22 protein-coding genes and 1 pseudogene are annotated in these 20,054 nt (G+C 43.0%); 10 read left to right on the forward strand and 13 right to left on the reverse strand.

The features are described from left to right. Positions 1-17 precede the first annotated feature (17 nt). From uraH to puuE, 3 genes are all read right to left on the reverse strand, one after another. Entirely contained in the window at positions 18-344 is a 327-nt protein-coding gene (gene uraH / locus F899_RS01860; RefSeq protein ID WP_005220531.1) for a hydroxyisourate hydrolase, read from the reverse strand. Further along, on the reverse strand, positions 341-844 hold the full coding sequence (gene uraD, locus F899_RS01865; protein ID WP_005220533.1) for a 2-oxo-4-hydroxy-4-carboxy-5-ureidoimidazoline decarboxylase: 504 nt from the start codon (positions 842-844) through the stop codon (positions 341-343). The genes uraH and uraD overlap by 4 nt, the downstream gene beginning before the upstream one ends. 145 nt (positions 845-989) lie before the next feature. Beyond that, entirely contained in the window at positions 990-1,964 is a 975-nt protein-coding gene (puuE, locus tag F899_RS01870) for an allantoinase PuuE (RefSeq protein WP_005220534.1), read from the reverse strand. 239 nt (positions 1,965-2,203) lie between these two features. Here puuE and F899_RS01875 point away from each other — a divergent pair, with 239 nt between their 5' ends. The 4 genes from F899_RS01875 to dsbD all read left to right on the forward strand — a co-directional run bounded on the left by F899_RS01875 (position 2,204) and on the right by dsbD (position 5,864). Further along, positions 2,204-2,569, forward strand: coding sequence for an HPF/RaiA family ribosome-associated protein (locus tag F899_RS01875; RefSeq protein ID WP_004813805.1), 366 nt, complete (start codon positions 2,204-2,206; stop codon positions 2,567-2,569). 128 nt (positions 2,570-2,697) lie between these two features. Next, positions 2,698-3,240, forward strand: a complete 543-nt coding sequence (locus F899_RS01880) for an ankyrin repeat domain-containing protein (RefSeq protein WP_004890821.1) — start codon at positions 2,698-2,700, stop codon at positions 3,238-3,240. A 26-nt stretch (positions 3,241-3,266) separates the two neighbouring features. Beyond that, entirely contained in the window at positions 3,267-4,022 is a 756-nt protein-coding gene (locus tag F899_RS01885) for a transporter (RefSeq protein WP_005220535.1), read from the forward strand. An 18-nt stretch (positions 4,023-4,040) separates the two neighbouring features. Beyond that, on the forward strand, positions 4,041-5,864 hold the full coding sequence (dsbD, locus tag F899_RS01890; protein WP_005220536.1) for a protein-disulfide reductase DsbD: 1,824 nt from the start codon (positions 4,041-4,043) through the stop codon (positions 5,862-5,864). 42 nt (positions 5,865-5,906) lie between these two features. Here dsbD and F899_RS01895 read toward each other — a convergent pair whose 3' ends face one another. Beyond that, a complete protein-coding gene (locus F899_RS01895) occupies positions 5,907-7,109 on the reverse strand; it encodes a GGDEF domain-containing protein (RefSeq protein ID WP_005220537.1) in 1,203 nt (400 codons plus the stop codon). A gap of 283 nt (positions 7,110-7,392) precedes the next feature. Then, positions 7,393-8,304 carry an alpha/beta hydrolase gene (locus F899_RS01900; protein ID WP_005220538.1) on the reverse strand — a complete coding sequence of 304 codons (912 nt, stop codon included), beginning with the start codon at positions 8,302-8,304 and terminating at the stop codon, positions 7,393-7,395. 158 nt (positions 8,305-8,462) lie between these two features. Here F899_RS01900 and F899_RS01905 point away from each other — a divergent pair, with 158 nt between their 5' ends. Beyond that, positions 8,463-8,900 carry a DUF2147 domain-containing protein gene (locus tag F899_RS01905; RefSeq protein WP_004813793.1) on the forward strand — a complete coding sequence of 146 codons (438 nt, stop codon included), beginning with the start codon at positions 8,463-8,465 and terminating at the stop codon, positions 8,898-8,900. A gap of 92 nt (positions 8,901-8,992) precedes the next feature. Here the strand turns inward: F899_RS01905 and F899_RS01910 are convergent, their stop codons facing one another. Then, the gene (locus F899_RS01910) at positions 8,993-9,343 is read right to left on the reverse strand and encodes a Spx/MgsR family RNA polymerase-binding regulatory protein (RefSeq protein WP_005220539.1); all 351 of its coding nucleotides are present in this window, start codon (positions 9,341-9,343) and stop codon (positions 8,993-8,995) included. 480 nt (positions 9,344-9,823) lie between these two features. Next, on the reverse strand, positions 9,824-10,642 hold the full coding sequence (locus tag F899_RS01915) for an exodeoxyribonuclease III (protein ID WP_005220540.1): 819 nt from the start codon (positions 10,640-10,642) through the stop codon (positions 9,824-9,826). 40 nt (positions 10,643-10,682) lie between these two features. Here F899_RS01915 and pyrE point away from each other — a divergent pair, with 40 nt between their 5' ends. Next, positions 10,683-11,333: an orotate phosphoribosyltransferase gene (pyrE, locus tag F899_RS01920; protein ID WP_005220541.1), complete on the forward strand. Its 651-nt coding sequence runs from the start codon at positions 10,683-10,685 to the stop codon at positions 11,331-11,333. Positions 11,334-11,632: 299 nt separating this feature from the next. On the opposite strand, the gene F899_RS01925 is transcribed toward pyrE, so the two are convergent. Further along, on the reverse strand, positions 11,633-12,223 hold the full coding sequence (locus tag F899_RS01925) for a TetR/AcrR family transcriptional regulator (RefSeq protein WP_005220542.1): 591 nt from the start codon (positions 12,221-12,223) through the stop codon (positions 11,633-11,635). Positions 12,224-12,315: 92 nt separating this feature from the next. On the opposite strand from F899_RS01925, the gene F899_RS01930 reads away from it, so the two are divergent. From F899_RS01930 to F899_RS15315, 3 genes and pseudogenes are all read left to right on the forward strand, one after another. Further along, complete coding sequence (locus F899_RS01930; protein ID WP_005220543.1) at positions 12,316-13,155, forward strand: alpha/beta hydrolase family protein; 840 nt, start codon at positions 12,316-12,318, stop codon at positions 13,153-13,155. 24 nt (positions 13,156-13,179) lie between these two features. Beyond that, complete coding sequence (locus F899_RS01935) at positions 13,180-13,719, forward strand: hypothetical protein (RefSeq protein ID WP_005220545.1); 540 nt, start codon at positions 13,180-13,182, stop codon at positions 13,717-13,719. Positions 13,720-13,743: 24 nt separating this feature from the next. Beyond that, positions 13,744-14,199 (forward strand): annotated as a pseudogene (locus F899_RS15315) (ISNCY family transposase); the annotation flags it as partial. A 63-nt stretch (positions 14,200-14,262) separates the two neighbouring features. Here F899_RS15315 and F899_RS01940 read toward each other — a convergent pair. The 4 genes from F899_RS01940 to F899_RS01955 form a co-directional block, all read right to left on the reverse strand. Then, positions 14,263-15,129 carry a copper resistance protein B gene (locus F899_RS01940; protein WP_005220546.1) on the reverse strand — a complete coding sequence of 289 codons (867 nt, stop codon included), beginning with the start codon at positions 15,127-15,129 and terminating at the stop codon, positions 14,263-14,265. Next, entirely contained in the window at positions 15,116-16,861 is a 1,746-nt protein-coding gene (locus F899_RS01945; RefSeq protein ID WP_005220548.1) for a copper resistance system multicopper oxidase, read from the reverse strand. Before F899_RS01945 ends, F899_RS01940 begins: the two co-directional genes overlap by 14 nt. Before the next feature lie 42 nt (positions 16,862-16,903). Then, positions 16,904-17,320 (reverse strand): hypothetical protein, encoded by a 417-nt coding sequence (locus F899_RS01950; protein ID WP_005220550.1) that lies wholly within the window; start codon positions 17,318-17,320, stop codon positions 16,904-16,906. Positions 17,321-17,492: 172 nt separating this feature from the next. Then, positions 17,493-17,702, reverse strand: coding sequence for a DUF3565 domain-containing protein (locus F899_RS01955; protein WP_005220552.1), 210 nt, complete (start codon positions 17,700-17,702; stop codon positions 17,493-17,495). Between the two features lie 118 nt (positions 17,703-17,820). On the opposite strand from F899_RS01955, the gene gshB reads away from it, so the two are divergent. Next, complete coding sequence (gene gshB / locus F899_RS01960) at positions 17,821-18,768, forward strand: glutathione synthase (RefSeq protein WP_004890785.1); 948 nt, start codon at positions 17,821-17,823, stop codon at positions 18,766-18,768. Between the two features lie 43 nt (positions 18,769-18,811). Here the strand turns inward: gshB and F899_RS01965 are convergent, their stop codons facing one another. Further along, the gene (locus F899_RS01965) at positions 18,812-20,011 is read right to left on the reverse strand and encodes an MFS transporter (protein WP_005220554.1); all 1,200 of its coding nucleotides are present in this window, start codon (positions 20,009-20,011) and stop codon (positions 18,812-18,814) included. Positions 20,012-20,054: the final 43 nt, after the last annotated feature.

Genomic DNA, 20,054 nt, shown 5'->3' on the forward strand with positions numbered 1-20,054 from the left:
ATAATGAGCGGGCTAACTTAACTACCGCGATAGGTCGAATAAGCAAAAGGGCTGATGAGTAATGGAATGTGATAATGCTGAGCAGCATCTAAAATGCTGAAATGGATCACAGCCTTTGGGAAAAATGTAGCCAAGCCTTGGACATCAAAATAGGCTTTGGTTGCAAACTCGATGCTGTAGTCACCGGTGCTAATAATGTCTAAGCCAAAATCCGGCACCAGTACCCGGCCATCATTATTGGTGCTAGCAGTCGCCAATACCTGACCTGTGGCATCCATTAATTTGACTTCAACATCGGCTGCAGGTTTACCCAGATGAGTATCAAGAATATGGGTGCTGATCATGCATCAATCTCCTGTGCCAGACGTAACAAAGCAATTTCTAAAAGTTGCTGATGAACAATATGCTTTTCAGTATCTAGGTCATTCACCAGGCGATAATTCAATGCTGTCAGAATCTCTTCGCTACTACGACCTGCTGCGCGAATCAGGAAGATGAAATCAAATTTTTTCTCATAGGCCAGATTGCCTTTTAGCAAAGCGGCTTGAGTTTCTTCATCTTGTGAAATCGCGGCTTGTTCTCGCTCGGAAAAACCTTCTTCTTTGGCGGTTAAAGCGGTCTGTGCCTGCTTTTCACCAATCCGAGGATGGGTTGCGAGCGCCTTGGAAATTTCTTCCCAAGTCCAGGTCTGTGCCTGTCTTTTGGCAGCTTCGAGCAGCTCATCGCGTGAAGTAAAAGGTCGCTGCTGCTTTAATTCTTCAGCCCAACGGTCAATATGCACACACTGCTTGAGCAGCAGTTCAATATCGCTGTCAGATGCCTGGTTAAATTCAGTTAATTGCATAATTTAAGCTTTGTGATCTGTGTTTCTCACTGGAAATTGCAATAACAATGCCAAAGTGCCGACAATCGTATGACAAGCGAGTCCACCAGAAGGTCAAAATAAAAAAGAGAGCAGCATGCTCTCTTTAGGGGACTTTAGTGAATGATTAGTCCTGGTGCGCAGGAAAATGGTGGGTGTACCAATGTTGTGCAATATCGTTGCGACGACAGACCCATACTTTGTCATGGCTCTGTACATAATCCATAAAGCGCTGCAAGGCTTTGAAGCGTCCCGGACGTCCGAGTAGGCGACAGTGCATGCCAATTGACATCATTTTTGGTGCAGTTTCCCCTTCACTGTAGAGCACATCGAAGGTATCTTTTAAATATTGGTAAAATTGCTCACCTGAATTGAAACCACCCGGAGAGCTAAACTTCATATCATTGCACTCTAATGTATAGGGGATGATCAAATGAGGGCGTTTTTGACCATTTGGTTCAGTTAAGGTGCTCCAAAATGGGAGGTCATCACCATAATAATCAGAGTCATATTTAATCTGAGAAAATTCAGCTAATAATTGACGTGTATTGGGACTGTCGCGTCCGGTATACCAGCCAATTGGCGTTTCCCCAAAGAGTTCAGTCAGCACACTTAAGGCCTGATCCATATGCTGACGTTCAGTTTCAATCTCCATATCCTGATAATGCAACCAGCGCTGGCCATGTGAGACCACATCATAATCAGCCGCCTTAATGGCCTCGACGATATAAGGATTACGAGCCAGTGCCATACCGACTCCAAAAATTGTCATAGGCCAGCCACGTTTTTGAAACTCCTCATGAATACGCCAAAAACCAGCACGTGAGCCATATTCATACATTGAATCCATGGAGCGATGTACTGCCGGAAAACTGGCAGCACCCACGATTTCGGACAGAAACTGCTCGGAACCGCTATCACCATGTTCGACATGATTTTCACCGCCTTCTTCATAGTTCAATACAAACTGTACCGCTATCCGGGCAGCATTGGGCCACTGTGCATGTGGGGGAGTGCCGTGATAGCCAATTAAATCGCGTGAATATTCTTGCTTTTGTATCGTTTCAATCAATTGTTTTCCGCGTAAGTAAGCAGTTGTCACTATTGGTTGTCCTTTTGCTAAAAAAATCAAAATATCACTTGCATATTTTTAAGAGAGGACCGATATTCAAGGTATAAGGACACGGTTTTGCAGACTCAAAAATGTGTTCATCATTCAATGTGGAGGGTTAATCCAAAACGATTTGAAGAAGTGAAATGCAATACAAAACAGCAAGCTACAAACGTGCCAAGATAAAAAATCTGCACTAAAAAGTTACAATGATTTGAGGATGGTATTTTATGAACATTGAACTCCGTACCGATAAAAATATTCGCAATAGTGATCGTCTAATTACTTACGTTCGTACCGAATTAAATCAGGAATTCCAGCGCCACAGTGAGCGTATTACCCATTTCTCCGTGCATCTTAGTGATGAAAATGCCGCAAAAGGTGGCGATGATGATATTCGCTGCATGATCGAAGCACGTCCTGCTGGCTTGAAGCCAATTGTGGTCAACCATCATGGTCACAATATTGATACCGCAATTCGTGGGGCCATTGATCGTTTAAAACGCAGCCTGGAACATGTAATTGAGAAAAAAGACAATGTGCGTGGTAATCCGCTAAAACTTGCCGAAGAAACGGTTACAGATATAGAAGAATAAAAAGTTTGCAGATGAAAAAGGCCCCTACGGGGCTTTTTTCAATTTTAGATAAAATAAACGAATGAGAATAAAACAAATCCTGCTTTATTCGGCATAATAGTCGAAAACGAATTGAAGTGAGCTCCATCATGTTAACTGCGCAACAACAGCTTTTTGTGCAAGCACTCGAAGAACTGGATCTGAATCAGGTGAAAAAGCTCCTGGCAGATGGACTCAACCCAAATTTTATTGATATGGAAAAAGGCCCGGTCATTTCTGTCTGGTCAGATGGTCTGTTCAAGTGGTGGGAAGAAGTTTGTGAGGCTTATGAAGCAGGCAATGTTCTATCTAACGAAGAAAAACAACAGAAGCTTCAAGTGCATCTTGATATTCTGGATGCCCTGATTGCAGCCAAAGTGAATCTGCACCTGTGGGATGCCGAAGAAATTTATGGTCCACTTTGGGACGCTGCCAGTGCTGCCTGTGTACCTGCCGTACAACGTTTACTGGATGAAAATGTCGATCCAAATACCCGGGATGAAGACGGCCTGACGATTCTATCTTCAATCTGTGATCTGTTCTTTGACTGTGACTTTGATGAAGTTAACTGGGCAGAAGCACTGGAAGAAGAAAAGCAGACACTGGAACTGCTGCGTAGCCGTGGCGCGAAGATGTCCAAAGAACTCGGTTAAGACTTAAAAAGAAAGAGTAGCAATCTATGACAACATTAAAGACATTGGGTTTTGTGGTACTGGCAAGTGTGAGCGCGCAGGTATTTGCTGCAGATTTTGCTTTCGACCGTCCAGGCACGGGGTTTAGCACGACGACGATACCAGTAGGGCAGTTAGTCTGGGAACAGGGCCTGCCTTCTGCCAGCTATGTTGAATCAGGCAGTGACTATAGCACCACACTCAATGCCGATATGTTGTTGCGTACCGGTTTAAGTGACAGCCTAGAATTACAACTGGGTTGGCAGGGCCCATCCTGGTCTAAAAGTAAAATAGATGGCATTAAATCAGAAGATGATGGTCTCGGTGATGTCAGTATTGGTTTGAAAAAAGCCATTGATCTGGATGATGAGCGACTTTCAATGGCCTTACTGGCTGAAATACTGATTGCGACAGGTAATCAAGGCTTTAGTAATGAAGAAGATATTTATAGTTTAAGTTCAGCTGTGGCTTATCAATATAATGATCTGGTCAATACTTCAATTACCATGCGTTATGAGTGGCAGGATGACCAGTGGGCCATCCAGGCCGTACCCACACTGGAATATAAAATTACCGACAAATGGTCAGGCTTCTCGGAATTTGTTTATCGCAAGGCTGAAAGCCAGGATTATGAATATGGGCTGGGTACAGGCGTAATGTATGCCCTGAATGATCGTGTTCAGCTGGATGCCAGCGTGGGCGTGGATCTGAATGGTGCTGATAAGAGTTATACCTCAGGTCTGGGCGTAGCGTTCCTGTTCTAGGAGTTTTGACCAGTCGTCATGGATGCCGAAAAACTGAAAGCCTGGAGTAGATCTGGCTCCCGAATCCTGTTCGGGAGTCTGCTGCTGAGTTGTGCAGTACAGGCGCAAGCACCTTTATTGCCGCCTGATCAGGCTTTTCCATTTACGGCGATTTCCAGCAGTTCGCAGCGGGCGGAACTGAGCTGGGAAATTCCAGACAACTATTATATCTATCAGCATATGGTAGAAGTTCAGCAGGGTGGCCAAACAATGCAACTGGATTTGCCACCCGCTGAAGACCTGCATGATGATAATTACGGTCAGACTCAGGTTTACTATCAACAATTACAGTTCAATATTCCGACACAAGCCTTGCAAACCTATCAGGTGACCTGGCAAGGTTGTGCCAAAGATCGGCTCTGCTATCCGCCACAAACGGTTGAATTTAAAACTGATCTATCCGGCTTGGTACAATATCAGCCTACAGAAGGCAGTTCTAAACGGTTACTTGACCTAAGCAATTCATCAGACCAGCAAAACACTATTCTGAATAATAGTTCTGAATCTGTCGAGGTGAGTACATTAGATAATAAGGATGGCTCCAGCTTTGCTGCCAAAGACCAGAAATGGTCTGAACAACTGGCAGAAAGTTCATTAGGCTATGGCCTGTTGCTGTTTTTTGGATTAGGTATGCTGCTGGCTTTCACGCCTTGTTCCTTGCCAATGTTACCGATCTTGACCTCACTGATTGTGCGGGATCGACGCGGAATGCAGGCCTGGATGGTTGCCTTATGCTTTGTCATCAGTATGGCTCTGGTCTATGCAGTACTGGGCTTGATTGCTTCTTCTGCCGGACTAAATTTCCAGCGCTGGCTACAGCAGCCCGCTACTTTAATTGCCTTTAGCCTATTATTTGTGGCTTTTGCCCTCAACCTGTTTGGTCTGTTTGAAATCAAGTTGCCACAGCGTTTGGTACATCGACTGGATCAGGTTCAAGCCATGCAACAGGGCGGGACTCTGGTCAGTGCCAGTATGATGGGCATGGTGTCAGCACTGTTGGTGGGTCCTTGTATGACAGCACCGCTGGCAGGGGCATTACTATTTATTTCTCAAACCCAAAGTCAGTGGCAGGGTGCTTTGCTTCTATTTACCTTAGGCTTTGGTATGGGAACTCCTTTGCTACTCGCTAGTGTTCTCGGTTCGCGTATATTGCCTAGAGCGGGACATTGGATGAATCAAGTTAAGGTTCTGTTTGCCTTTATCATGCTGGCGCTGGCATTGTATTTTATTCGCCCCCTGATTTCAGAAGCAGCACTACAGTGGCTCTCTCTTGGGCTGGGTTTAAGCTTTGTGGCCTACATATTGGCACGGCTGTTCTGGAAAAATAGCGGACTGCGATGGTTGTATATTATCTGCTTGGCAACGGCAGTGCCGTATATTATTTATAGTCAGTATCAGCACAGTCAGCGCTTCTTTGTTGAAACTGCTCAGCAACAGGCGACTTGGCATATCGCAGCGACTGCTGCTGATTTTGAGCAGTTACTGGCTACAGTACCAAAAGGGCAGCGAGTTATTGTCGATGTTTATGCCGACTGGTGTGTGGCCTGTCAGCCCATCGAACACCGGGTGCTAAAATCAGCTCAGGTACAGCAGGCTTTGGCGCCGTATTTTCTGATCAAACTGGATCTCAGTCATTATGATGTAACGCATCAAGCACTGTTAAATCAGTGGGAAATTCTGGGTCCACCGACATATTTCTTCTTGAATGATCAGCAACAGGAAATTCGTGGCTTGCGTTTGACTGGGGCTTTTACTGAAGCTGAATTATTAGAACAAATAGAACGTTTTGCTCAAGCGCAATAAAATAATTTTATGTACTGTGCAATTATGGAAAAGCCAATTAAATCACGAATGATGCAGTTGCATCCCGCCATCAAGTGTAGCGTTATAGGCTTTAACCAGATTACGACCACTCGCTTTGGCCTGATACAGGGCTTTATCTGCCTGACTCAATAACTGTTGCGGACGCAGTTCTGGACTGGACAAGGCAATACCAAAACTTGCAGTGACATGAATGCGCTGGTCATCATCACTATAAATTTCCAGTTGCTGAATTGCAGTACGGCAGCGTTCAGCCACCTGAGCTGCCTTTTTCAGATTGGAATTTTTCAGAACCAGAATAAATTCTTCACCACCAAAACGGCCAACCACATCACTTTCACGTAGCAGCTGGGTGAGTGCCTCACTCACCCGGATCAGGGTTTCATCACCTTTATGATGCCCATAGTAATCATTAATTCTCTTGAAATGATCCAGATCTAACAAAACTAAGGCATAACTTTCCAGTTTCACGCTATTCAGTTTATCCAGACATTGATTGATACTACGTCGGTTAAACAGATTGGTTAATGGGTCAATCTGGCTTAGGTGCTGAATCAGTTTTTCACGGTGTCGCCACTGGCTGAGCAGGATTTCAAACAGCATCATACAGATAGCCAGAATAGGCAGAATAAAATACAACATGGATACCAGCCAGAAACCGTTATAGAACAGTTTGCCTGGAATGGTAAAAAGTGGTGAGTAAGTAAGCTGACCGGTATAGCTCAAATAACCGCAAATACTGAGAAAAATTGAAGCTGGAATCAGCATGCTATATACCAGCGTTCGAGAAAACAGGACCAGCCCTACTGTAATCAGGCTCACATAGGCAATCATAGTCACTGGACTGACGACACCAATAATATAGGCATCGCGGCAAAGGGAAACTACAAAGATGCCAACTGAGATATAGGGCAGATAACGTTCGATGCGGGTGTTATTTCGAAATTTATAACAGGGATAAATCAGGCAAAGCAGAATCAGTAAAAACAGGCTATTGAGGATAATCTGCATTTTTGCCACGCTTATATCCACATATTGCCAATATTCAGGACTGAGTAAAACAAAGATATCCCAAAGCATCCAGCTGAGATGGATACCACAGCCAAGTACAAGCATGAGGATACATTTTTTCAGTATCCCCCAATTCATCACCACTTCTTCTTCAACCAGATACTTGGTAATTTTATACTTGAAAATAGCTTGCAGAGCAGGCGAGATACGCTTCATACAAGGCTGTATCCTATAATGACCATTCTAAATTATAAATATCGTAATAAATAAAATGTTTTATTTCTTGGGCTTAAGATAACATGAATATACTGCGAAAGAGAATGGTTATATTTTGTACAGCTAGGTCATTTTAGTAAAGTTTGAAATTTACATCGTTGTAACATGCGAAAAGATTACAGGATGGGCAGGTCACAGTGATGTGTCTGGCTTTTTAAATATTTACCAAATAGAAAATTTTCCCGCACCATCCTGAAAATTGAAAAATATAAAAGCTGGGCATTTAGTCCTGATCCAGACGGTGTGCGAAGTCGGCCAAATCAGCCAGAGATTGTCGGGCTTCATCAAACCAGGCGCTAAACATCTGAAAATTGTGCCACATACCTGTATATAGCTTGAACTCTACTTCAACCCCTGCTGCGAGGGCCTTATCGCGGAGACGCTGCGCATCATCCAGCAAAATTTCCTTGGAACCGACCTGAATATGCATGGGTGGCAGACCAGTTAAGTCGGCAAAATAAGGTGATACTTCAGGATTGCCATGCTCGATTGACGAAGGTACATAGTATTGAATGCCACTTTCTAATGTTTCAATGGATAACAGGGCATCATGTACCTGATTGTAGCGCAAGGATTCACTGGTCAGGGTCAGATCAACAAAGGGAGAAAGCAGGATCAAACCACTGGGCTGAGGGAGTTCCAGTTTCTGAATTTTTAGGGCTAGCGCCAATGCCAAATTTGCCCCACAAGAATCTCCAGAGAGAATGATATCTTTGGCTTGCACGCCTTGATCTAACAGTTGCATATATACATTGAAAACGGCATCCAGTGCGGCTGGATAAGGTGCTTCAGGAGCAAGTGGATAATCTACATGCAGCACCTGCATCTGGGTACGGGCAGCAATCTGGCTCATAAAAGCACGATGGGTCTTCATTGAACCCAAATAAAAAGCACCCCCATGAATATGGAAAATCAGCTGGGTGGCTTCTTGTTGAGGCTTGATTTCTTCTGCATTCAGGCCTGCCAGTTTTAAGGATCGTATTTCAACATTTTTGTCAACAGGAAAAAGTTTGCAGAACTGTTCAAGGGCTTTTCTAAGCGCAGCAGGCGGGAGATTAAACTGGCTGGGTTTACGGATGGAAGTCTTTAAAATCGTTTCTGTAATTAACTGTTTCGTAAGGGGACTAATCTTCATTTTCTTTCCATCTTTTTATGTTTTCATTGGTCTGGTATGTTATTTACCAACAATATTTACAAGGTTACACTAGATAGTCACATCCAGAAATTGAAAAATTGTTGTGACTTAATTAATACTACAACGGTCTACTCACAGACTTAGGGAAAGAAACAAAAATGAAAAAAATCGCGCTTATGTTAGGACTACTGGGTTTAAGTGCATTGGCGAATGCCGCAGATCCTTTAAACGGAACAGTCTGGAAAACAATTGATGACAAAACCAATCAGCCAAAGGCGATTGTAAAATTTACTGAACAAAGCAATGGGACTTTAAGTGCCAGCATTCAGAAGGTTTTGACCAAAGGTGAAGAAAATGCCTGCACGAAATGTGAAGGTCCATATCACAACAAATCTCTGAAAGGCCTGACCATTGTTAAAGGTCTGAAAAATGTTGGCGGTACCAACTATGAGAGTGGTTCGATTCTTGATCCGCAATCAGGTAAGACCTATAAGCTAAAAGGTAACCTGGCTGATGGTGGTAAGAAGCTGCAACTACGTGGCTTTATTGGTGTAGCAGCGCTGGGCCGTAACCAGACCTGGATTCGTGCAAACTGATTCTGAGTCTGAGACTGTTAAAGCCTGACGATTGTCAGGCTTTTTTGTAGCTATAAATCGGTTGCTATATTGAACTTTATTATCAGTTCGCTTTAATTATTCAGCGCACGATAGGCAGGCTCATCAAAACCCGCGATAAAACCTGAACCAGTTGCCAGAATTGGACGTTTAATCAGACTGGTATGAGTCATTAAGGCAGCAAGCAGATTCTCTTCATTTGCCAAGGCGGTTTGCTGCTCTTCTTCACTGAGTTTGCGCCAGGTGGTACCTTTTTTATTCAGCACAACTTCCTGACCCAATGTATCCAGCCAGGTCTTTACAGTTTCAGCATCGACTCCCTGTTTTTTATAGTCATGAAACTCATAGTTCAAACCCAGTTCACCCAGCAGATCAAATGCTTTCTTCATTGAATTACAATTTTTAATTCCATAGATCTTCAACATGATCATCACCCATCTAAATTTTACTGTAGCTTAGCGAAATTTAATGATTACAACCATGACTATGAAGAAAACCCAAAGTAAAAAATGAGATAAAAATAGATACATAGCAGATACAGGAATGTCATGAAATTGACATCTGATTTGTGCAAAATAGTAATCAAGATAAAGGCGCGAAATAAAAAGAAATGAGAAGCGGCTAATAGAGGCGCTAAAATGAGAAAACCCGCATCTAATCATCCTGATTATGCGGGTCTCATCTCAACGTCCGATGTCACATCCATGCAAAACAAGCTAAATCTTGTAGTCTGTTTTATTTCTTCCTACGGCTTCCTGTCCTTTTGCTGTCATCCTGACATGTCCTTGTGCCGTGTAAGTATAATGCTGTGTATTTAGCTTTAAAAATAGCTGTTAATACGTCTTGTTATGTAAGTGATTAACACTAACTCAGTGAACAATTGTTCACTGAGTTTATCTGTTGAATTAAAGTTTGTAGTCAATAATTACTGGAGCATGGTCACTAAACCATTCATCTTTATACACCCAGGCATTTACGGTACGCTCTTTCCAGTCGGGTGAACAGGCTTGATAATCAATCCGCCAGCCTACGTTTTTGGCACGGGCCTGGCCGCGATTCGACCACCATGAGTATAGCTCAGCTTCTTTGCGTACTTCACGGAAAGTATCGACATAGCCCAGTTCATCATAGATGTGATCCAGCCAAGCACGTTCATGTGGCAAGCAACCAGAGGCTTTCTGGTTACCTGACCAGTTTTTAATGTCGATACGTTTATGCACGATATTGTAGTCACCACATACAATGATAGATTTATCTTCATCGCGCCATTGTTTCAGGATCTTTTTATATTCATCCAAGAAGTGATCTTTACGCGCCTGTGCTTCATCACCCGATGAACCGGATGGCAGATACAGCGAACAGATATGTGCTGTTTTCTCTAAACCTAAGTCAAATTCGGCAGCAATAAAGCGGCCTTGAGAATCTGCCAGTTCAAAGCCCAGACCATCGGTCAGGGAAACAAAAGGCAGGCGGCTATAAATTGCGGTACCGGCATAACCTGGACGTTCAGCCGGGAACAGGTGTGTATACCAGCCTTCAGGTTTAAATTTATCGGTCCACTGCGCATGGGTAATCCGGCTTTCTTGCATGCAAATCACATCTGCGTCAGATTTTTCCATCCACTCCAGCAGACCTTTGGTCACGGATGAACGTAAGCCGTTGACATTAATTGAAACGACACGAAGAATTTTTTGATCACCTGGATAGCTACTCTTTGGTATCATGCGCAAGTCTTACCTTAATTAATGGATTTAGGAGCACCTCATGTCAACGCCAGCTCAGTTTAACCCGCAAGCTTTTATCGAACTCGCATTATCACGCGGTGTGCTTAAATTTGGTGAGTTTACTTTAAAATCAGGTCGTGTGAGTCCTTATTTTTTCAACGCAGGTTTGCTGAATGATGGCGAAGCGTTGACTGGCCTGGCATCTGGCTATGCAGCAAAACTGACTGAATGTAACAATGTTGAAGTGATCTTTGGTCCTGCATATAAAGGTATTCCATTTGTGGCGGCAACCGCAGTTGCATTATCGCAAAATCATGGCGTGAGTGTGCCTTGGGGCTTTAACCGCAAAGAAGCCAAAGATCATGGTGAAGGCGGTGTACTTGTTGGTGCTGCTGTAGAAGGTAAAAAAGTCTGGATCATTGATGATGTGATTACAGCAGGTACTGCAATTCGTGAAGTGGTCACCATCTTGAAAAATGCCGGTGCGCAAATCGCGGGTGTGCTGGTCGCATTAGACCGTCAGGAAAAAGGTCAGGGCGAACTGTCTGCGATTCAGGAAGTACAAAAAGAACTGGAAATTCCGGTGCATGCACTGATTACCATGAAAGACCTGATGGATTATCTGGATGCCAAAGGTGATAAAGATGCATTAGCAAAAATGGAAGACTATCGTCTGAAATATGGGATCTAAGTACTCCTCAGTTTTACTTAATGATCGTGTGGAACATTGATCAATAACTAAGCGTGGAATGTAATAAATCTATAAAAAGCTCAACTTATTTGAGTTGAGCTTTTTATTATATTTTAAGTATATGATTTTTATTAAATAAAAATATAATTTCGTATAAGGTGGATAATGTTAATTTTAGGAAAATTTAAACATTGTAAATGAAAATAGTAATTAGAAATTACCACTAGAAATGATAACTTCAATCAAAATTTAAGATAGTTATCAAATAATCTAATTCAAAGAGCTAAAGCAATAAAAAGTTAAACTAAGCTTTTAATCGTTAAATCTAATTGTTCGGCTATTGCCTTTAATGGAGTTACATTCCCCCACGCTCGACATAACAAGATAGCTCCCTCTAATGATGCAATAATATTCATACTGATTTGATTGGATTGTTCCAAACATATACTTTCTTGTTCAAATGCTTGTATCAATCGCAGTTTCCATACATTTAGTATTTGTTTAACTATTTCAACATATTGTACTTTCTCTGGATCACTTCCTGTTTCCATTAATACAGACATTAAAGGACAACCGGCCTCAAAATTAGAAGCTTGCACCATATCGGCCCACCACGTAATAAATACAGTGATGCCTTTACGCACCCCATGCTGATTCAATGCTTTATCTAGTTGTTCTAATGCAGTATTTCCAGAAAAAATTAAAGCCTCTTTAACTATTTGCGATTTACCACCAGGGAAATAATGATAGGTCGAGCCCAGTGGGGCTTGTGCATGTTTCGCAACTTCTCGCACACTTGTAGCAGCTAATCCCTGTGTCCTTAATAAATCCAATGCGGATAAAATAAGCCGTTGCCGTGGATCTAAATTTTTATTTACTTGCAAACTCATTAGTTATGTTCCGCTTAAAAAACAAATTGCTATAACGCTCGTTATAACTTAGCATAATTTCAACTATAACAACTGTTATAATTGGATTAAAAATGAACCATGATTTTATAGTTACCGCGAAAGACGGTTACCCACTTGCAGCAATTAAATACAGTGCAAAAAAACCCAAAGCAAACATTATTCTTGCGGGTGCAACAGGGGTACCACAAGCGTTTTATCGACGTTTCTCCGAATATGTAGTTACACAGGGTTATAACGTCATAACTTTTGACTATCGTGGAATTGGTCGTTCTAAACCTACTGATTTTAAGAATTTTGATAGCAATTTTCTTGAGTGGGCAACACTAGACCTTGCAGCAGTGGTCGATATTGTGGCAGATGATTTACCTCTTTTTATGGTGGGTCATTCATTCGGTGGACATGCCTTTGGTTTACTACCGAATCATCATAAGGTTAAGTGTATTTATATATTTGGTACAGGTGCAGGCTGGCATGGTTATATGCCAAAAACTGAAGCAGTGAAAATAAAAGTACTGTGGGAGCTTGTTTTACCTACATTGGCTCAGTGGAAAGGCTATATTCCAATGTCACTAATAGGTATGGGTGAAGATTTACCCTATGGGGTGTATCAACAATGGAAGCGCTGGTGTAAATTTCCACATTATTTTTTTGATGATCCTCAAGTCCCTGAAATAGCAGAACAGTTTACCAAGGTAACCACACCTATCATTGCAGCGAACGCACTTGATGATTTATGGGCAATGCCGAAATCACGTAATGCATTTATGCAGGGGTATAAAAATGCTGATGTTCAGTTAATTGATATTCCTTTAACCAAGTCGCTACCAAAAATTGGTCATATGGGCTATTTCCGTAGTGACTCAAAAATGCTCTGGGATAATGTAGTAACTGCCTTTGAAAGAATACTTTAACAACGATCCTTGAGAATAATAAATATGGAACATAAGTTTGACCTTTCTAATCTACTCAAAGTCTATAAAGCTTTGATTTGGATTACACTTTATGCTGCTGCTTTACATTTCTTTGATAATGTATATTTTTTCTTTCAATACCCAGAACCTGCTTGGCTCACACGGGAAATTGTTGCATTACTTTGGATACCGATTGCTTTAATGGCTCATCGTGCCGTAGATTTAATTTATACAGGTAAAGTGGAGTACGCTTTCGCAATAATTCATAGTTTTGTATTAGCCAACTGGATTTCATTGGGTCATTATTTATTTGCTTGCCCAGAAGATGTATTACCCCGTATTAATATTGCAATTTTTATTCAAACCAGTATAGCAAGTGTATTATTTATCATGACTTTATGGTTGCAAATCACTCGCTATCCTCAATCAGTGCGCTATATTAAACCCACTTGGCTGAAAAATATTGCCATGTATTGCATATTAATTATTATTTTAGAGTCAATTTTTCCCTCTGATTTTCATGATTGGTGGTATACGTGGTTAATACCGTCAGATATACATTAACTTGAATTCTACTTAAGAAAGAACAACTTGCATCGACCTTTAACGGAATCTGATACTGAGCTGGAAGATATTTTTACCTGGCGTGAACCACGCCGAGTCACGAATAGTCTGATCATTACATATGACAAATGCGTATATCTCCTGAGAATACAGAAGTAAACCAGAGATTAATTGGCAGATATCTTGAGTTTTTAGCATACCCGGATGCTACGGTTGTAATTGAATACCAAGGTAAGAAGATCAATTACCGCATCCTCGATAAATTAAATCAGCTTAACCAACGAGATTGTTGAGAATGAACATTTGGGTTCTGTGCTGGTGCATATTCAACAGCAGCATAAAGAATTGAAACAACAAAACAAACGTAATCGTTCTCAATCTACGCCAAGAAGACGTGCCCAGAAAACAGCAGTTCAGCAACGAAATCTGGATCCTGCACTTGACTTGGAAATAATACTCTCATATCGAATTGATATGTAAGGAATTGATCCCTAAATCCTCAGGATCAATTCCTTTTTTTATAAACTACATATAGGTTAGAGGCTAAAATCTAAACTTCACCCCAAGCCCATACACCCAATCTTTTTCGGAATTTGAGCTGAGCTGATCATTTTCCCACTGGCTTTCCTGCTCATAACGGTAAGCAATATCAACATAAGGCATGACCTGCTTCGTTATTTCATAACGGGTATTCAAACCCAGCGCAGCTTCATGCAGTCCAGTCTTTTCTGTATAAGTGGAAGCATCATTTAAGATTGCTGCCACTTCGATATAAGGCTGTAGAATCAGTTTTTGAGTCAAAAGCAGGTCGCGTTCAGCCTCAAAATTCAATGCTACATAGTCATCTTGCCCCACTTCCAGATAAGCCGAAGTTTCAAAGAAATAGGGTGCCAAACCATGTAAACCAAGCACTGCATTCCAGCGTTCCTGCATGGTATGTTGCTGGTTCACTTCAAGCGAATGTTCCTGATAACCCAGACCGGCCTGCATATCCCAGAAGTCTGAAATCATACGGCTATACAGTATTTTTGCAGTGTATTCCTCTGGTCTGGACTCAGTCTTTTCAGCTTCCAGTTTAAGTACCAGTCTGTTTTCATCCGTACCGATTTTCAGTTCATTGTCTGACTGAAATGTGCCCTGACCATGTCCCGTGGTTTGCCAGCGCTGATCCAGTTCAAGCACAGTATAAATCTGGCCACCATGCTCATGTTTATGGTTAATTTCCTTTATCCTTTCAGTAGGAACAAGCGGTGAGGGCTGCATATCTGTATGCTGTTGATGTACATGAGTAGGGACAGATGCTTGCATCATGGTGTGATCATGCTGCATTGGTTCGGCAAATGCAGTAGAACTCATCAACAGGGTCACTGCCAACGACAGGGAGTACTTCACTGTTTTAATGGTGTGCATGAGCATCTCCTTGTTGTTGGGCTGATTGCGGTTTAGCAGGCGGGGTATTGGTGTGGTCATCATTAACCTGTGCTACGATCAGTTTGTTCATCATACCAGCGCTCATGTGATAGAGCAGGTGACAGTGAATTGCCCATTCACCCAGTTCATCGGCAGTTAGTAGCGCGGTAACCGTTTTGCCGGGTGGCACCACAATGGTGTGCTTGTTGGGCAGATCACCTGCAGGCTGACCGTTTTCCAGCTGCATAAACATGCCATGTAGGTGCATTGGATGTGCCATCATGCTGTCGTTGATGAATTTCAGCCGGATACGCTGACCATACTTCACCTGTAAAGGTTCAGCTTCGCTATATTTCTTGCCATTGATGGTCCAGATGTAACGCTCCATGTTGCCGCCGAGGCGGATCACCAGTTCCGATTCCGGTTCACGAACATCCGGCTGAGGAAATAAGGATTTCAGATCACGATACTGCAGGGCTTTATGCCCTAAAGGTGTGGACGCATTGGCCCAGCCTTCAACAGGTCTGGCAGGCTGTTTTTGTTTTGGCATGGAATGCTGTGCATGCAGATCGTGTTGAGCAGGCTCATCATCTGAAGATTTTTCCGAATGCATGCTATGACCAGCAGGCATATGCTGTGGCATTTCGTGTTGTTCAGCATGTCCCATATCCTGCATGGTTAATAAAGCACGGGGACGGGCTGCGGGTTGGTTGATGTGATGTGGCATGGCCTGTGTCTGGTCATGCAGGCTGCCTAAGGCAAAGCCGGAACGGTCAATTGATTCCGCCTGTATCTGATAGTGTGCTGCAGTTGGTTCCACGATGACATCATAGGTTTCTGCGGCACCGATGCGGAATTCATCAATACTGACCGGTTTGACTGGCTGGCCATCAGCACTGACTACAGTCATTTTCAGATTTGGAATACGTACATCAAAAAAGGACATGGCTGCGGCATTGATAAAGCGTAGACGCACTTTTTCATTCGACTGGAACGGTCCGGTCCAGTTCTGTTCAGGCGTTTTGCCATTTACCAGAAAAGTATAGCCGCTGACATCGGACAGATCGGTTTTGAGCATGCGCATCTGGTTCCACATCTTGCGGTCTGACCAGGTTGCCTTAAGACCATCACGTTTGATCTGCTGCCAAATATCACCCACTGTTTCACGCTGGTTCTGGTAATAATCTGCTGATTTTTTCAGGTTATTCTGAATAGACTGGCTGCTCTGTTCATGAAATTCTGAAAGCATCACCACATAGTCACGCTCAGTTTTTTCATGGGCAGGAATCGTATTTCGATTTTTAGGGTGAATCAGCAGCGCACCGTACAGCCCATCCTGTTCCTGACCTTTGGAATGGGCGTGATACCAGTAGGTACCATTCTGGCGTACCTTGAAACGGTAGCTAAACTTCTGTCCGGGCTTAATGCCCTGAAATCCGTTAAAGCCAGGCACACCATCCATCAGGCCGGGTAATAACAGGCCGTGCCAGTGCAGGGAAGAATCCTGATGATCCAGATTATTCTGTACATGAATAATTGCTTCATCGCCCTCTGTAAATTCAAGTGTCGGAGCCGGGAACTGACCATTGACGGTAATACGCTGCACAGGTTTCCCGGTCAGATTGAGTTTACCTTCATCAATAATCAGATGATATTCTTTCACTGCGGCAAAAGCAGAGGACGAGATCACACATAAGCCTACAAGCAGGCTGTGACGAAATTTGATAGACATAACTTGATCCTGAAATTTATTAAAAATATTTAAAAATTTGGATCAGGCTTTGGGAGGACGGAGAATATCTTGCCAGTAACCGCTAAGGTGACGGGCAGTATAAGGGAAAGAAAGTTCAGTATTGGCTTCGTAGGGGTGCAATATAGTCAACGGCTGCGGTTCGGTATTTAACCAGCTCATCATGCTTTGGCAGGCACTAAAGCTGCAATCGAGACATTCATGTTGTTGAGTCGAAGCTTGATTATCACAGTGTTGAGAAGCGGGAGCATGCGTTGCATGTTCTATGGTAGCCATCTGTGAGGCGTGCTGATCACCATGTACCCTTTGTTTGGTACAAGGCTGTTGTTGCATTTGGATCAGATGCATGGAGTTCGCAGATGCTACGGACATAGCGCCCCAGCCGATGGCAAAAACCATCAGCAGGATAAACCAGGCCTGTTGAAAAAAGCGTTGCAGCACGAAGCACCTTGAATCGCAGAATGCGTATTATTTTTAAGCATAAAAGTTCTGCAGGAATTTAGCAATAATACAGGACCACTTAACAATGCAGATAGCTTAAATATTCCAAAGAAGCTGAAAGATTTATTTAAAAAATTAGAAAGCTTGTGATAAGCAGTCAGGGTTATTCTAATCAATCATCTTTATCGGACTGCTGTGTTTCCTCACATTTTTTGCAGTCCAGTTCTATGCCCAGTTTTTCCCTTCGACCTGATTCAGCCATGACCCAGGGACGGTTTTGCCAGGGTGGATCATGCCGTACATGTTGACCATGTCCACAGGCCAGTTCAGCGACCCAATGATTTTCTTCATCTAAATGAAAACCGACGATAGCTTGCAACATCTTTAGATTCATCCTTAACACAAGAATGCATACATACTCATGCAAAATCTGAATAAACAAAAGAATAATCTCGGCTATACTGATTGCCAAATTCATTTTGAAAATAGAGCACAGAAATATGCGCGTACTTGTTGTGATGGATCCCATCGAAAATGTAAACCTGAAAAAAGATTCAACTATGGCGATGCTTTGGGCAGCCGCACGCCGTGGTCATGAACTGGGTTATGCATTACAGCAAGATTTGTATATTGATCAGGGTAAAGCATTTGGTTTGATCTCACCACTACAAGTGTTTGAAGACTATAATCATTACTATGAATTAGGTGAAAAGCGTAAAGAATCCATCGCGGCATATGATGTGGTATTAATGCGTAAAGACCCACCTTTTGACATGAATTTTGTCTATGCAACTTATATCCTGGAACAGGCCGAACGTGAAGGTGCCTGGATCATTAACAAGCCGCAAAGCCTGCGTGACTGTAATGAAAAGCTGTTTGCCACCCAGTTCCCGGAACTGCAAGTACCAACTTTAGTGACTTCACAACAAAGCCTGATACGTGAATTCATTAAAGATCATGGTGATGTCATTGTTAAACCCTTAGATGGCATGGGGGGAATGGGGATTTTTCGTCTGTATCAGGACGGAGTAAATATCGGTTCGACTATCGAAATCCTGACCAATAATGGGACTCAGCCCATCATGGCACAGCGTTATATTCCAGAAATTGTTGAAGGCGATAAACGTATTTTGATGGTAAATGGTGAACCGGTACCTTACTGTCTGGCACGTATTCCCCAAAATGGTGAAGTGCGTGGCAACCTGGCAGCAGGTGGTCTGGGGGAAGCGCGTCCTTTAACTGAAAATGATAAAGCCATTGCTGCAAAAGTTGGCCCATTTTTACGTGAAAAAGGTCTGGTCTTCGTGGGCCTGGATGTGATTGGTAACTATGTCACTGAAATTAACGTAACCAGCCCAACCTGTATCCGTGAAATTGATACCCAGTTTGGGACTTCGATTGCGGATGACCTGTTTGATGTGCTGGAAGCAGGGGTCAAGCAGGCCTAAGATTTGCAGTCATAAATAAAAAGAGCCTCTATTGAGGCTCTTTTTATTTACCATGCCGTCGGAACAGATAGCTGCTCATCATCAGACCGAGTACCGAAAGGCAGACAGTAACCAGTGCAATATTGGCCCATTGTCCAGTCGCAGAAACCAGTGATGCACTCAGTGGCGGGACAAAAAACTGTGCAAATGCCGAAACTTGAAGAACAAGACCGACACTGGCTGCCGCGGCATTGGCCTGAGGTGCGTATTTCAGGGTAATCGTAAAAACAGTCGTCGGAATAATTCCGCCAATCAGTGAAAACAATACAGCACTCAGTACCTGTAATTCCAGCATCAACCAGGAACGAGCAGCAAAGGCCAGAAAGCTGGTCAGCATCATACTGATAAAACCACTCCAGAGTAGGGTTTTCGGCTGCCAGCCACGTTGCAACAGCATACCGGCACCAAAGGTACCGCCCAGATTGGAAACCACGACCAGTGAAGCCAACATACCTGCAGTTTTTAAATCAATCTGATTCGCGACATACATACTCGGTAAAAAGCCGATTACAGTCAGCCACTGACTGGTATAACAGGCAAAAATTACCGCCAGACATAAAATTGGTGGATGAGTAATGGTGACCCGAACAATTTCCCAGAAAGAAGAACTGGTAGCCGATGATGATGCGGTTTCAGAGGTGGGTACTTGCGGTTCAAGATGCAGATAACGATGTACCATTAAGGCAATCAACAGACACAATCCACCGAGTAAAACCCAGATAGTCTGCCATTGCAGCCATTCCAGCAATATCGGAATACACAGAACGGCTAGACTCACCCCTACACCCATATAGGAACTCCACAATCCCATCTTGAAATTCAGATGTTCTGGCCGGCTGATCCTTTTCAGAATGGCTGGTGCACACAGGGAGATGGTCAGGAAGCCGATGCCCTCAGTAAAACGAAAAAAATATAATGCAGCGACATGTTGAATCCAGAGTCCGGCAATACTGCTGAGTCCTAGAATCGTTAGCGCCAGAATCAGGCAACGTTTTAGACCAAATTTTTCAGAGAATGCACCAATACTGAGTGCAAACAGCATGCCTGCGCCCTGAACCAGAGACAGGGAAAAACCTGCTTGGGTAAAACTGAGTCCTAAGTCCTGCTGCAAAATTGGAATTACCGCAGAGAGTTTGCCGACATGAATGGCGGCCAGATAACCTGCCAGGATCACCCAGCTGTCATGCACTGAAATTTTTGACATCTGTCATCGCTTTATCTATTAAATCAATTCATTAAAGAATTGA

Origin of the sequence: Acinetobacter sp. CIP 101934 (genome assembly GCF_000369585.1) — a bacterium.
GTDB lineage: Bacteria > Pseudomonadota > Gammaproteobacteria > Pseudomonadales > Moraxellaceae > Acinetobacter > Acinetobacter schindleri.

Excerpts from the sequence above, each read along its gene's own strand:
- uraH (WP_005220531.1), bottom strand. The coding sequence starts at position 344 with ATGATCAGCACCCATATTCTTGATACTCATCTGGGTAAACCTGCAGCC.
- uraD (WP_005220533.1), bottom strand. The coding sequence starts at position 844 with ATGCAATTAACTGAATTTAACCAGGCATCTGACAGCGATATTGAACTG.
- F899_RS01875 (WP_004813805.1), top strand. The coding sequence starts at position 2,204 with ATGAACATTGAACTCCGTACCGATAAAAATATTCGCAATAGTGATCGT.
- F899_RS01880 (WP_004890821.1), top strand. The coding sequence starts at position 2,698 with ATGTTAACTGCGCAACAACAGCTTTTTGTGCAAGCACTCGAAGAACTG.
- F899_RS01885 (WP_005220535.1), top strand. The coding sequence starts at position 3,267 with ATGACAACATTAAAGACATTGGGTTTTGTGGTACTGGCAAGTGTGAGC.
- dsbD (WP_005220536.1), top strand. The coding sequence starts at position 4,041 with ATGGATGCCGAAAAACTGAAAGCCTGGAGTAGATCTGGCTCCCGAATC.
- F899_RS01895 (WP_005220537.1), bottom strand. The coding sequence starts at position 7,109 with ATGAAGCGTATCTCGCCTGCTCTGCAAGCTATTTTCAAGTATAAAATT.
- F899_RS01900 (WP_005220538.1), bottom strand. The coding sequence starts at position 8,304 with ATGAAGATTAGTCCCCTTACGAAACAGTTAATTACAGAAACGATTTTA.
- F899_RS01905 (WP_004813793.1), top strand. The coding sequence starts at position 8,463 with ATGAAAAAAATCGCGCTTATGTTAGGACTACTGGGTTTAAGTGCATTG.
- F899_RS01910 (WP_005220539.1), bottom strand. The coding sequence starts at position 9,343 with ATGTTGAAGATCTATGGAATTAAAAATTGTAATTCAATGAAGAAAGCA.
- F899_RS01915 (WP_005220540.1), bottom strand. The coding sequence starts at position 10,642 with ATGATACCAAAGAGTAGCTATCCAGGTGATCAAAAAATTCTTCGTGTC.
- pyrE (WP_005220541.1), top strand. The coding sequence starts at position 10,683 with ATGTCAACGCCAGCTCAGTTTAACCCGCAAGCTTTTATCGAACTCGCA.
- F899_RS01925 (WP_005220542.1), bottom strand. The coding sequence starts at position 12,223 with ATGAGTTTGCAAGTAAATAAAAATTTAGATCCACGGCAACGGCTTATT.
- F899_RS01930 (WP_005220543.1), top strand. The coding sequence starts at position 12,316 with ATGAACCATGATTTTATAGTTACCGCGAAAGACGGTTACCCACTTGCA.
- F899_RS01935 (WP_005220545.1), top strand. The coding sequence starts at position 13,180 with ATGGAACATAAGTTTGACCTTTCTAATCTACTCAAAGTCTATAAAGCT.
- F899_RS01940 (WP_005220546.1), bottom strand. The coding sequence starts at position 15,129 with ATGCACACCATTAAAACAGTGAAGTACTCCCTGTCGTTGGCAGTGACC.
- F899_RS01945 (WP_005220548.1), bottom strand. The coding sequence starts at position 16,861 with ATGTCTATCAAATTTCGTCACAGCCTGCTTGTAGGCTTATGTGTGATC.
- F899_RS01955 (WP_005220552.1), bottom strand. The coding sequence starts at position 17,702 with ATGTTGCAAGCTATCGTCGGTTTTCATTTAGATGAAGAAAATCATTGG.
- gshB (WP_004890785.1), top strand. The coding sequence starts at position 17,821 with ATGCGCGTACTTGTTGTGATGGATCCCATCGAAAATGTAAACCTGAAA.
- F899_RS01965 (WP_005220554.1), bottom strand. The coding sequence starts at position 20,011 with ATGTCAAAAATTTCAGTGCATGACAGCTGGGTGATCCTGGCAGGTTAT.